The sequence below is a fragment of the Peteryoungia wuzhouensis genome (assembly GCF_003205195.1).
Lineage (GTDB): Bacteria > Pseudomonadota > Alphaproteobacteria > Rhizobiales > Rhizobiaceae > Allorhizobium > Allorhizobium wuzhouense.
Genome location: NZ_QJRY01000001.1, coordinates 73572 through 86516, shown reverse-complemented (window position 1 = coordinate 86516; position 12945 = coordinate 73572). Strand labels below are relative to the sequence as shown.

12 protein-coding genes are annotated in these 12945 nt (G+C 64.7%); all 12 read left to right on the top strand.

What is annotated here, in order from left to right; translation table 11 throughout:
* Window positions 1-163: 163 nt before the first annotated feature.
* The 12 genes from DMY87_RS00395 (at window position 164) to DMY87_RS00340 (ending at window position 12836) form a co-directional block, all read left to right on the top strand.
* The gene (locus DMY87_RS00395; RefSeq protein WP_110789329.1) at window positions 164-754 is read left to right on the top strand and encodes an NlpC/P60 family protein; all 591 of its coding nucleotides are present in this window, start codon (window positions 164-166) and stop codon (window positions 752-754) included.
* Window positions 754-4533: a baseplate multidomain protein megatron gene (locus tag DMY87_RS00390; RefSeq protein WP_110789328.1), complete on the top strand. Its 3780-nt coding sequence runs from the start codon at window positions 754-756 to the stop codon at window positions 4531-4533. The genes DMY87_RS00395 and DMY87_RS00390 overlap by 1 nt, the downstream gene beginning before the upstream one ends.
* Before the next feature lie 24 nt (window positions 4534-4557).
* Window positions 4558-4767, top strand: coding sequence for a hypothetical protein (locus tag DMY87_RS00385; protein ID WP_110789327.1), 210 nt, complete (start codon window positions 4558-4560; stop codon window positions 4765-4767).
* A gap of 213 nt (window positions 4768-4980) precedes the next feature.
* A complete protein-coding gene (locus DMY87_RS00380; protein ID WP_110789326.1) occupies window positions 4981-5313 on the top strand; it encodes a type II toxin-antitoxin system PrlF family antitoxin in 333 nt (110 codons plus the stop codon).
* A gap of 3 nt (window positions 5314-5316) precedes the next feature.
* Window positions 5317-5829, top strand: a complete 513-nt coding sequence (locus DMY87_RS00375) for a type II toxin-antitoxin system YhaV family toxin (RefSeq protein WP_110789325.1) — start codon at window positions 5317-5319, stop codon at window positions 5827-5829.
* Window positions 5830-5980: 151 nt separating this feature from the next.
* A complete protein-coding gene (locus DMY87_RS00370) occupies window positions 5981-6193 on the top strand; it encodes a hypothetical protein (protein ID WP_245408827.1) in 213 nt (70 codons plus the stop codon).
* 149 nt (window positions 6194-6342) lie between these two features.
* The gene (locus DMY87_RS00365) at window positions 6343-7008 is read left to right on the top strand and encodes a response regulator (RefSeq protein ID WP_110789324.1); all 666 of its coding nucleotides are present in this window, start codon (window positions 6343-6345) and stop codon (window positions 7006-7008) included.
* Complete coding sequence (locus tag DMY87_RS00360) at window positions 7005-8402, top strand: ATP-binding protein (protein WP_110789323.1); 1398 nt, start codon at window positions 7005-7007, stop codon at window positions 8400-8402. The genes DMY87_RS00365 and DMY87_RS00360 overlap by 4 nt, the downstream gene beginning before the upstream one ends.
* A gap of 128 nt (window positions 8403-8530) precedes the next feature.
* Complete coding sequence (locus DMY87_RS00355; RefSeq protein ID WP_110789322.1) at window positions 8531-8944, top strand: hypothetical protein; 414 nt, start codon at window positions 8531-8533, stop codon at window positions 8942-8944.
* Between the two features lie 246 nt (window positions 8945-9190).
* Window positions 9191-10402: a c-type cytochrome biogenesis protein CcmI gene (gene ccmI / locus DMY87_RS00350; protein WP_110789321.1), complete on the top strand. Its 1212-nt coding sequence runs from the start codon at window positions 9191-9193 to the stop codon at window positions 10400-10402.
* Complete coding sequence (ccmE, locus tag DMY87_RS00345) at window positions 10399-10851, top strand: cytochrome c maturation protein CcmE (RefSeq protein ID WP_110789320.1); 453 nt, start codon at window positions 10399-10401, stop codon at window positions 10849-10851. The genes ccmI and ccmE overlap by 4 nt, the downstream gene beginning before the upstream one ends.
* Window positions 10848-12836: a heme lyase CcmF/NrfE family subunit gene (locus DMY87_RS00340; RefSeq protein WP_110789319.1), complete on the top strand. Its 1989-nt coding sequence runs from the start codon at window positions 10848-10850 to the stop codon at window positions 12834-12836. The genes ccmE and DMY87_RS00340 overlap by 4 nt, the downstream gene beginning before the upstream one ends.
* Window positions 12837-12945: the final 109 nt, after the last annotated feature.

The window sequence follows — 12945 nt, the reverse complement described above, 5'->3', positions numbered from 1 at the left end:
GGGGAAACGTCTGTGCTCGCGGGCCCCCCTCTGTCGGCTGCGCCGACATCTCCCCCACGGGTGGGGAGAGTGGGCTGCGGCGCGGCGTCCGATCTGTCGTGTTCCGCGAGCATCGCCGATCCCCACCACAAATCCCTCAACATCACCTCCTCCGGAGCCTCCCATGTCCGTCAATGCGCGTGTGCTCGGCATTGCCGAGCGCTGGATCGGCACGCCCTATCGGCATCAGGGGGCGACGAGAGGGGTGGGGTGCGATTGCCTCGGCCTCGTGCGCGGGATCTGGCGGGAGCTGTATGGCGGGGAGCCGGAGGTCGTGCCGGCCTATGCGCCTGACTGGGCGGAGCGCTCGGGCGAGGAGCGCTTGCTTCAAGCGGCGGGGCGGCATTTTTCGACCGTTGCGTCTTTTGAGGAGAGCCGGCCTGGCGATCTCGTGCTGTTTCGCTTTCGGCCGGGAATGGCCGCCAAACATGCAGGGATTTTGGCGCGGATGACGGAGACGGACGTGAAAGCCGACGCCGCGAGCGGCGATGCCGACCTGGTCGGTGACCATGCCGGCGCTGGGCAACTCGGCCTTGCCATGGCACGCGACGCCGGGCCGGACGGAATCTGGACGAGGGCGGCTGACGAGCTTTGCTCCGCCCCCGATGCCTTCATCCACGCCTATGAGCAATCGGCGGTCACCCGCTCGGCTTTGGTGCCGGGATGGAAGCGCAAGATTGCCGGGATTTATCGGTTTCCGGAAAGGGATTTTTGATGGCGACGATCCTGTTGCAGGCGGCGGGGGCTGCGCTCGGCTCGGTGTTCGGGCCTGTTGGCGCCATCTTGGGCAGAGCGGCAGGCGCCGCGGTTGGCAGCATGATCGACCGCAGTCTCTTGTCGAGCACGACCTCGCTAACCGGAGCGCGGCTGTCTTCGGCACGGCTGGCGGGTGCCAGCGAGGGCACGGCGATCCCGAGACTGTATGGCACGGCGCGGCTGGGCGGCACGCTGATCTGGGCGACGCGCTTCGAGGAAGAGGCGGTGACGGAGCGCAGCGGCGGCAAATCGAGCGGCGGGACGCGGACGACGACCTATCAGTATTATGCCAATCTGGCGCTCGGGCTCTGCGAAGGTCCGATTGCGGGTGTGCGGCGCGTCTGGGCCGATGGGCGGGAACTCGACCTGACCGAGATCGAGATGCGGGTCTATCGCGGCACGCGGAGCCAACCGGTCGATCCGCTGATTGCGGCCAAGCAAGGGGCGGACAAGGTGCCGGCCTATCGGGGGCTGGCCTATGTCGTCCTCGAGCGCCTGCCGCTTGACGATTTCGGCAACCGCATTCCGCTCTTGCAGTTCGAGGTGATCCGGCCGGTCGGGCAGCTGGAAGAACAGATCCGGGCGGTGGCGCTCATTCCGGGGGCGACCGAGCATGGCTATGCGGTGACGCGGGTGTCGGATGCGCCGAAATCAGGCGAAAAGCGCTGGCTGAACCGCAACACGCTCATCGCCGCGACCGACTGGCAGGCCTCGATGGATGAGCTGCAGGCGCTCTGCCCCAATCTTGAAGAGGTGGCGCTGGTGGTGGCCTGGTTCGGCACGGATCTGCGGGCCGGCGAATGCCGGGTGTTGCCGGGGGTCGAGGTGGCGTCGCGGCGGCAGGAGAGCCGCGCCTGGCGCGTGGCGGGGCTTGGTCGCAGCGCGGCGCATCTGGTGAGCCGGCATGACGGCGGGCCGGCCTATGGCGGGTCGCCGGATGATCAGAGTGTGATCGAGGCGATCCGCGATTTGAAGGCGCGCGGGCTGAAGGTGACGCTTTATCCCTTTCTGCTGATGGACATTGCATCCGGCAATGGGCGGCCCGATCCCTATGGCGGGGCGGAGCAGGCGGCCTATCCCTGGCGCGGGCGAATTACCGCTTTTCCTCTGAGTGCCGACAAGACGGCGGCGGCGCGGGCGCAGGTTTCGACATTTGTCACCCGCGCGGACGGTTACCGGCGGTTCATCCGGCATTATGCGGACCTGGTTCAGGAGGCGGGCGGGGTGGATGGTTTTCTGCTCGGCTCCGAGCTGAAGGGGCTGACGACACTGCGGGATGGGGCAAACGCCTTTCCCTTTGTCGAGGCGCTGGTGGCGCTGGCGGCCGAGGTGCGCGGCATGCTGGGGGCGTCGACGGCGATCTCCTATGGGGCGGACTGGAGCGAATATTTCGGCCATCAGCCGGCCGATGGTTCCGGTGATCTGTTCTTTCATCTCGATCCGCTCTGGGCGAGTGCGGACATTTCGGGTGTCGGGATCGACAACTACATGCCGCTCGCCGACTGGCGCGACGAGGATCTGGAGGCGGTGAGCCCGGATGGATTTTCCGGGGTAGATGATGCCACCGGTTTTGCCCGGATGCTGACGGCGGGCGAGGGATTTGACTGGTATTATGCCAGCGGGGCCGACCGGCAGGCGAGGGTCCGCACCCCGATCACCGATGGGGCCTACGAAAAACCGTGGGTCTACAGGGTCAAGGATCTCGAAAGCTGGTGGGGCAACCGGCATTACAACCGGATCGGCGGGGTGGAGCAGGTCGTGCCGACCGCCTGGACGCCTGCCATGAAACCTTTCTGGTTTACCGAGCTTGGTTGCGGGGCGGTCGATCGCGGCGCAAACCAGCCGAATGTCTTTGTCGATGCGAAATCGACCGAGAGTGGACGGCCGCATTTTTCCAATGGCGCCAGGGCCGACAGCCAGCAGCGGCGGTTTCTCGAGGCGCATCTGTCCCATTGGGCGGAGAGCGAGCGGCCGGCGGGGCTGGTTGATGCCTCGAAAATCTTCGTCTGGAGCTGGGATGCGCGGCCCTATCCGGCCTTTCCGCAGGAGACGGGGCTTTGGGCCGATGGGCGTAACTGGCGCACGGGGCATTGGCTGAACGGGCGGCTGGGGACAGTGACGCTGGCCGATGTGATCGCGGCTGTGCTCACCGATCATGGGTTTGCCGATTTCGACGTGTCGCAGGTGGCGGGCGATCTCGGCGGTTATGTGAAGGGGGATTTGACCTCGGCGCGCGATCTGATCGAGCCGCTGGTGGAGCTGTTCCAGATCGATGTGGTGGAGGATGGCGAAACCTTGCGCTTTCGCACACGGGGCAATGCCAGCCTGCCGGCGCGCGAGATTGCAGTGCTCGCCGATATGTCGGACCAGCCGCTGTGGAGCGAGACGCGCGGGCATGACAGCGATTATGCCTCGGAAGCTCTGGTGACTTTCTACGATCCGGCGGCTGACTATGCGGAAGCCAGCGTGCGCTCGCGCAAGGTGGAGGCGGCGACCGAGCGGCAGCTGGCGCGTGATTTGCCGGCTGTTATCCCCGAGGAGACGGCGCTTCTCGCGGCGGAAGGCTGGTTGCGCGACAACCGGCTGGCGCGGCGCACGCTGCAGCTGGCGCTGGGGCCTGAGGAGATCGCCGTGCAGCCGGGCGACGTGCTGCGGCTCTCGGAAGGGCCGGCGGGACGCTTTCTCGTGAGCGAGATCGACGAGGGGTTCGAGCGGCGGCTGACGCTCAGGGCCTTTGCCGGAAAGGTGTCTTCCGAAGTGGCGGCGGTGGAGCCGGGGCGGGCGGGGGACAATCCGGGGGCTGCGGGTTTCGATCCGACGGTGGTGTTTCTCGATTTGCCCCGGATCGACAGCACGGTGATGACCGGGGATGCGGCCGTGGCGGCCTATGGCAAGCCGTGGCTGCGGCTGGCGGTGTCGAGTTCGCCGGAGGTCGAGGGCTATCGGTTGCGCCTGACGCTCGATCGGCCGGCGACGCTGGGCACCTTGGTCGAGCCGTTGGCGGCGGGTGTCTCCGGGCGGTTTGACCGGGCCACTCATCTGGTGGTGGATCTGCTGTCGGGGGCTCTGTCGTCAGCGAGCCGGACGGCGGTGTTTTCCGGCACGAACAGGCTTGCGGTGCGCTCGGTTTCGGGAACCTGGGAGGTGCTGGGCTTTACCGATGCCGAGGAGATTGCGGCGGGTCGCTTCCGGTTGACGGGGTTGTTGCGCGGGCTGTCCGGCACCGAGGATGCGACAGCGGCAGGGGCCGAAGCCGGGGCGGATGTCGTGTTGCTCGATCAGGCGGTGAAGGCCTTGGGGCTTCATACGGCCGAGCGCGGGGCGGAGCATAACTGGATCCTTGAGCCGATGGGGCTGGTGACCGAGCTGTCCGGTCCGCATGTATTCGCCGGTGGCTCGCGCGCGGAAACGCCGCTGTCTCCGGTGCACCTGGAGGCGGAGAGGTCAGGTGCCGGGGATGTGATGCTCTCCTGGATCCGGCGTGGGCGTGTCGATGCCGACGGCTGGAGCGAGGGTGATATTCCGCTCGATGAGGAGACGGAGCGCTACCGGGTCGAGATCCTCGATGGGGTGGTGGTGCGCCGGACGATCGAGGGGACGGCGCCGGTCTGCACCTATGCGGCGGGTGACGAGATGGCCGATTTCGGGGCGGCGCAAGAAAGCCTGAAGGTTCGCATTCGCCAACTCGGGCGGCTGGCGGCCGGTTTGCCGGCCGAGGCCATTGTTTCCATTCGATAAACTGTGAAACAGAAGGAGAGAGCCATGCTGGACATGAAACCCTGGTACCAGTCGAAGACCGTCTGGGGCGCGCTGATTGCGATCGGCGCGCCGCTGTTGCGGCATGCCGGCTTCGATCTTGGGAGTGCCGAGGAGGCTGAAGTGGCGGATGCATTGACGACGCTGGCGGGCACGCTCGGTGGGTTGCTGGCGCTTTATGGGCGGCTGTCGGCGACGAAGGGGGTGGGTGGGTGAGGGGGGCGACAGTCCTCATCCTGAGGTGCCCCCGCGAAGCGGCGGCCTCGAAGGATCATGCGTAATTTGCCCGGGCCTCGTCCTTCGAGGCCCCGGCCTTGCCGGGGCACCTCAGGATGAGGGGGGGCGTTTCGACACCGGTTCAGAGGCGCCACACTTTACCGAGTAAGGAATATCCATTACATTCTTTCCTCAGCCGAGGAGTTTGCCGCGATGAATTCGATTTTGCGCAAGGTCAGCACCATCACCGACAAGGGGCAGACGACCATCCCGAAATCGATCCGGGATGCGCTCGGCGTTGGCTATGGCGGGCGGATTGCCTTCAGTGTGGATGCGCAGAACCGGGTTTATGTCGAACGCGACGATGCGGATGGAGACGATCCGGTTCTGGACGGGTTTCTCGACCTCTTGGCCAAGGACATGGCGGCACGGCCGGACCGTGCCTTTGCCGAGATCCCGCCCGCCCTGCGGGCGCGGATGGCGGTGCTGACGGCGGGTGTGGAGATCGATCTCAATGCGCCGATCGAAGGTGAGGTCGAGCTCTGAGCGATGGAGATGGTCAATGGCTGGATCATCCGGGCGCATCCACTTTTCCTCGACCAGTTGGAGCGCCTGACCCTGGCCGTGGAGCGCGAGGCGCAGAAGAGACCTGAGACGTTCCGGTCGGGTGCCAATGCCAAGCTCTTGGCATCACTGCAGAAGCTGGTTTTCGAAACAATTCCGGCCGATCCGGCCTCACCGGCATTCCGCCAGGGCGGAACGCTTGGACCGGAGCGCAAGCACTGGTTCCGTGCAAAATTCGGCAATGGTCGGTTTCGGCTGTTCTTCCGCTACAGTTCGACGGCGAAGGTCATTGTGTTTGCCTGGGTGAACGATGCCGAGACGTTGCGCAGTTATGGCGCACGCAATGATGCCTATGCGGTTTTCCGCGCCATGCTGGATGACGGCAATCCGCCCGACAGTTGGAGCCACCTGCTGGAGGCTGCATCGAGCGAGACAGCGATGAGGCGGTTTGCCCGTGCGTCGCAGGCGGGCGATGCCCGATCCGAGGATGGGGACTGACGATGATCCCCTCCCGCGCATCCCTCCCATGAGCAAGCATTCATTTGCCATTCAGAAGGCTTGCGGTACATATTTTGCCAGAATGGGCGTTCAGACAGAAGAAGTAGCAATGGCATCAATGATGGAAATCGCCGGACGGAAGCTGACCGGGATGGCGCTGGCCGTGGCCTTGATCGGCCTGCCGGGTCTGGGCAGCTATGCCATGGCCGCGGATTGCCGGGCAGCCGCCGCACGCGTCGTTGAGGAGGTGGGCGGGCAGTTGCTTTCGGTCCACGAATCGGGCGGTGAATGCGTGATCGTCGTGCTGGTGCCCGGCAATGGCTCCGAGCGTCCCCGCAAGGTGACGATGCGGGTTGCCGAGTGATACCTAGAGCATTTCCGGCGACACGGGGTCGTCTTCAATGCTCTATCTTTTTGTTTTCATGCAATTCCGGACGCAAAACCGCTTCGCACTTTTGCTGGAATTGCTCTAAGCCGGCCGGATCGCCGTCTGCTTCAGCCTAGGGGAATTTCATGCGCATTCTCGTCGTCGAGGACGATGTCAATCTCAATCGCCAGCTGGTCGAGGCCCTGCAGGAAGCCGGTTATGTCGTCGACAAGGCCTTCGACGGCGAGGAAGGTCATTTTCTCGGCGAGACCGAGCCCTATGACGCCGTGATCCTCGATATCGGCCTGCCGGAAATGGACGGCATCACCGTGCTGGAGAAATGGCGGGCAGCACAACGGGTGATGCCCGTGCTGATCCTGACGGCTCGCGATCGCTGGTCGGACAAGGTGGCCGGCATCGATGCCGGTGCCGACGACTATGTGACCAAGCCTTTCCATGTCGAAGAGGTTCTTGCCCGCATCCGCGCGCTGATCCGAAGGGCGGCCGGCCATGCCTCGTCGGAAATCGTCTGCGGTCCGGTGCGGCTCGACACCAAGAGTTCCAAGGCGCTGGTCGATGGTGTGGCCTTGAAGCTCACCTCGCACGAATACCGGCTCTTGTCCTATCTCATGCATCACATGGGTGAGGTGGTGTCGCGCACCGAACTGGTCGAGCATCTCTACGACCAGGATTTCGACCGTGATTCCAACACCATCGAGGTGTTTGTCGGGCGTCTGCGCAAGAAGATCGGCATCGACATGATCGAGACCGTGCGCGGCCTCGGCTATCGCATCCAAGCGCCTTCGAAATGAAGCCCCGCTCGCTCACCGCGCGCGTCCTGCTGCTCGCCACCATCTGGTCGGCGCTCGGTCTGGTGACGATCGCGGTGGCGATATCGGCCCTCTATCGCCAGGGCGTCGAACGCGGCTTCAACAATCTCTTGCGCGCCCAGCTTTATAACGTCGTCAATTCGGTCTCGATCGGCGACGGCGACAGCCTGACCGGTTCGCCGGCCCTCGGCGACCTCAGGTTTTCCCAGCCCGGAACGGGCTGGTACTGGCTGGTGGAGCCGCTCGGCAATTATGCGACGGCGCCTTTGGCATCCGCCTCGCTCGGGGTTGCCAATCTCGCCGTGCCGGATGTCGAGCAGACGCCCTTCGACGAGAATTACGAGCGCTATTACGAAATGACCGACGATGTCGGCAATCGCATCCGCGTGGCCGAGACGGAAGTGGTGCTCGATGATCAGGGCCGTGCGGCGCGCTTTCGCGTGTCCGGCAATCTGGCTGTGATCGAGGAGGAGATCTCCTTCTTCGCCAGCCGCTTGAACATTGCGCTCGCCGTCGTTGGCATCGGCGGCCTGATCGTCAACGGTCTTGCCATTGTCTATGGCCTGAAACCGGTGGACCGCGCCCGCCGCGGGCTGGAGCGCATCCGGCGTGGCGAGGCTGAGCGGATCGAGGGGGATTTTCCCCGCGAAATCATGCCGCTGGCAAGCGAGATCAATGCGCTGATCGACAGCAACAGGCGCATTGTCGAGCGCGCCCGCATGCAGGTCGGCAATCTCGCCCATTCGCTGAAGACGCCGATTGCGGTGCTGCTCAACGAGGCGCGCACGCTGGACAAGACCCATGCCGAGGTGGTGGTGAGCCAGGCGGAGGCGATGCAGGCGCAGGTGGCCTCCTATCTCAACCGCGCGCGCATTGCCGCCCAGCGCGACAGCGTGCTGGCCCGCACCGAGGCGCAGCCGGTGCTGGAGCGTCTGGTGCGCGTCATGCGCAAGCTGAACGATGCGGTCGAGTTCGAGCTTGAGGTGGCACCCGACCTCACCTTTGCCATGGAGCAGCAGGACGTCGAGGAAGTGGTCGGCAATCTCCTGGAAAACGCCTCGCGATTCGCTCGCTCCAAGATTGTCACGCGTGTGATGCCGACATCGCGCGAGGACGAGGGCGCGGGTGAGGGGCGTCGCAGCTGGATCGAGGTGGTCGTGGAGGACGACGGACCGGGACTGGCGCCGGATCAGATCGGCGAGGCGCTGAAACGCGGTCGCAGGCTGGACGAAAGCCGACCCGGCACGGGACTGGGTCTCTCGATCGTCAAGGAGATATCAGGCGAATATCAGGGCTCGTTTGGCCTTTCGCGGGCAAGCCTTGGCGGTCTTCGCGCACAGTTGATACTACCAGCTGTGACGAAAGACACTGCGTGATTGATTTTCCTGTGGAATTACATAGTTGTATAAAACGGCCTGCAGATGCGGGGCGGCGCAGCCTCACGACACGCGCCACCTTGCCGATCAGGTTGCAGGAAATTTGCGTCGGGACTTGGGCAGCTCGGATGGGTAAATCGCGCTTTGGAACTCTGGCAATCGCCGCTGTGGGGGCACTCGCGCTGACGGGCTGCACCACGACGGGTGGCGGCACGGCGGGTTCGGTCCAGGCCGGATCTGCCGTCTATATCAGCGCATTGCAGGGCGGCATCGTCTCCCGCACGGGGGTCAAACTCTCCAACAGCGAAACCCAGCGGGCGCTGGAAGCCGAATACCGGGCGCTGGAAGCAGCCCCCGGCGGCCAGCCGGTCACCTGGGCCGGTAGCGACACGCGCGGCGAAGTGATCGCCGCTGCCCCTTACCAGGTGGGCAAGCAGAACTGCCGCCAGTTCACCCACAAGGTGGTGAGCGGCACACGCACGCTTGAAGCGCGCGGCGCCGCCTGCCGCAATGCCAATGGCACGTGGACGCCGCTGACCTGATCAAGGCCGGCAGTTCGCTTCGTGGACCTATCTGGGACAGAGGCATTGGGCGCCGTTGCAGGCTGCTGACTTCCTTGCGTGCCGCGTACTCCCAAGACGGTCGCGCAGCCCGGCTTCCCCACTTGACTTGGGTCAAGGATAGGCGTGGTTTGAGAGGCTAATCGGGTTTGCGGCCAAACGCCTCAACTTTGCGTCATGGGCCGTTTGCCAGTTGGAATGCACCCGCCCTTGCCGTAATTGAGTTTCATGTTGTTCTGGATCCTCTCCGCCTTGCTGACGGTCGTTGCTGCCGTCCTTTTGCTGTCTCCCCTGCTGCGCGCTTCGGCCCGAGCCACGCGTTATGACGAGGGGGAAGCGGCCGTCTATCGCGACCAGTTGCGCGAGCTCGAACGCGACAAGGCGGGCGGGCTGATTTCGCCCGAGGAGGCGGATTATGCGCGCGCCGAGATCGGGCGGCGGCTGCTGGCGGTGGCCGGACGTGCGTCCTCGGAAAACGATGGTGATGATGCGGCCCTCGCCGCGTCCGAAACCGCTGGCAAACAGCCGCGCCGCAGAAGCGGCTATCGCCTGTCCCAGGCCTTCATCCTCCTCTGTCTTCCCGCAATCGGGCTTGCCGGCTACCTGGAGATCGGTAGCCCCGGCACACCCGATGCGCCGCTGGCCGCGCGCATGGAAAACCCCGGCGACGACGTCAACCTGCTGATCGCCAAGGTCGAGCGGCATCTGGCCGACAGCCCCGACGACGGCAATGGCTGGAACGTGCTGGCGCCGGTCTATTTTCGCGTCGGCCGGCTGGATGATGCCGAGCTTGCCTATCGCAATGCCATCCGCATTCTCGGTGCGGATCCGGAGCGGCTGAACGGGCTGGGCGAGACGCTGGTGACGCGCAATGACGGCATCGTCACCGACGATGCGGCCGAGGCTTTCGAGGCGGCGCGCAAGATGCAGCCCAACAATCCGCGCGCCGATTATTACCTGGCCTTGGCGCTGGAGCAGGGCGGCCGCCGGGCCGAAGCGCTGAAAGCCTTCCAGGAGATTGCGGCAGCGTCGCCGGCCAATGCGCCCTGGATGGAGCTGATCAACCGCCATATCGCCACCAACAGCGCCGGGGTGCCGCTGGCCAATGCGCCGGCGCCGGCAGCACCTGCCAATCCGGCAGCGCCCGGCAATCCGACGGCCGGCGATATTGCCGCGGCGCAAAACATGTCTGAGGGCGATCGCAGCCAGATGATCCGGGGCATGGTCGAAAGCCTCGACCAGAAGCTGAAAGACGATCCCAACAATTTTGAAGGCTGGATGCGGCTCGTGCGCTCCTATGCCATGCTGAAGGACAAGGCACGCGCCGAGGCGGCCCTGAAGGACGGGCTGAAGGCCTTCCCGGCTGACGGTGCCGAAGGCCAGCAGCTTGTCGCCATGGCGCGCGAACTCGGCCTTGATGTCGAGGAGGTGAAGCCATGACCCGCAAACAGAAGAGACTGGCCGTCATTGCCGGCGGCATGAGTTTTATCGTCGCTGCCGTGCTGCTGGTGATGTTCGCCTTTGGCCAGTCGATCGCTTATTTCTATGTGCCGGGTGACCTGCAGAAGACCGAAGTGAAGCCCGGCACCCGCATCAGGCTGGGTGGTCTGGTGGAGACCGGCTCGGTCAAGCGCGATACGGGCTCGACGGTGACCTTTACCGTCACCGATACGATTGGCGAAGTGCCTGTGACCTATACCGGCATTCTGCCCGACCTGTTTCGCGAGGGGCAGGGCGTGGTGGCGGAAGGCGTGTTCCGCGAGGGCGACCGTGTCTTCGTCGCCGACACGGTGCTCGCCAAACATGACGAAACCTACATGCCGAAGGACGTGGCCGATCGGCTGAAGGCGCAAGGGGTTGAACTCGGCGGCAAGGAGGTGGTCCAATGATCATCGAACTCGGGCATTATGCTTTGGTGCTGGCGTTCGCGACCAGCCTGGTCGTCTCGATCCTGCCGGTGATCGGCGTGAGGCGTGGGGACGCCGCGATGATGGGTGTCGCGACGACAGGCACCTATGCGATGTTCCTGCTGATCGCCTTATCCTTCGGCGTGCTGACCTGGGGTTACGTCGTCTCCGATTTCTCGGTGAAGAACGTCTTCGAGAATTCGCATTCGCTGAAGCCGATGATCTACAAGATCTCCGGCGTTTGGGGCAATCACGAGGGCTCGATGATGCTCTGGGTGCTGATCTTGACGCTGTTTTCGACCATGGTGGCGCTGTTCGGCGCCAACCTGCCCGACCGGCTGAAGGCCAATGTTCTCGCCGTGCAGGCCTGGATCACCACCGCATTTACGCTGTTCATCCTCTTGACCTCGAACCCCTTCATCCGCCTGTCGCCGATCCCGGCCGAAGGGCAGGACCTGAACCCGGTGCTGCAGGATGTGGGCTTGGCCATCCATCCGCCGCTGCTTTATCTCGGTTATGTCGGCTTCTCCGTCTGTTTCTCCTTTGCCATTGCCGCCCTGATCGACGGGCGCATTGATGCGGCCTGGGCGCGCTGGGTGCGGCCCTGGACGCTGGCCGCCTGGGTGTTTCTGACGGCGGGTATTTCGATGGGCTCCTACTGGGCCTATTACGAACTCGGCTGGGGCGGCTGGTGGTTCTGGGACCCGGTGGAAAACGCCTCCTTCATGCCCTGGCTTGCGGGCACGGCGCTGTTGCATTCGGCACTGGTCATGGAAAAGCGCGATGCGCTGAAGATCTGGACGGTGTTGCTCGCCATCATCGCCTTTTCGCTGTCGCTGCTTGGGACGTTCCTCGTGCGCTCGGGCGTATTGACCTCGGTGCATGCCTTTGCGACCGACCCGACGCGCGGCATCTTCATTCTCGGCATTCTCGTCATCTTCATCGGCGGCGCCTTCACGCTGTTTGCGCTGCGCGCGCCGAGCCTCAAATCCGGCGGGCTGTTCCAGCCGATTTCGCGCGAAGGCGCACTGGTGTTGAACAACCTGATCCTCACCGTCTCCATGGCAACCGTGCTGATCGGCACGCTCTATCCGCTGCTGCTGGAAACGCTGACGGGTGAGAAGATCTCGGTCGGCCCGCCCTTCTTCAATCTGACCTTCGGCCTGTTGATGGTGCCGCTGCTGCTCGCCGTGCCCTTCGGGCCGTTCCTCGCCTGGAAGCGCGGCGATCTGCTTGCGGCCCTGCAGCGGCTCTATGTGGCCGCAGCCCTCTCGCTCGTGCTGGGGCTTGGCCTCTGGTATTCGCAGCATGGCGGGCCGGTGATGGCGGTCTTCGGCCTCGCGCTCGGTTTCTTTGTCATTGGCGGGGCGCTCGCCGATCTCTGGTATCGCGCGGGTTTTGGCAAACATCCGTTCGCCACCGCCTGGAGCCGCTTCAAGGGGCTGCCGCGTTCGGCCTTTGGCACGGCGCTCGCGCATTTCGGCCTTGGCGTGACGGTCATCGGCATCGTGGCGGTCTCGACCTTCCAGACGGAGCACGTCGTGGAAATGAAGCCGGGCATGACGACGGAGGCGGGCGGTTATGTGCTGACCTTCGATGGCATGCGCGCGGCCAAGGGTCCGAACTACACCGAGGATCAGGGCCATTTCACCATCCGCAAGGCAGGTGTTGCGGTCGCCGGCGTCTGGTCGTCGAAGCGGCTCTATCCGGCACGGCGCATGCCGACGACGGAAGCCGGCATCGTCACCTTCGGCTTCAGCCAGCTCTATGTGTCGCTCGGCGATCCCATGGCTGACGGCGGCATCGTCGTGCGCGTCTGGTGGAAGCCGTGGATCCTCTGCATCTGGTATGGCACGCTGGTGATGATGGCGGGCGGGATCGTCTCGCTGTCCGATCGGCGCCTGCGCGTTGGCGCGCCGAAGCGGGCGAAGGCGGCGGTGAAGCCGGTGCTGGAGGCGGCTGAATGATCAGTTGGATTTGGAAGGCTGCCCCTCATCCGGCTGCCGCCACCTTCTCCCCGCAAGCGGGGAGAAGGGCGAACCCGCCGAGGTCGGCCATCCCCTCTCCCCGCTTGCG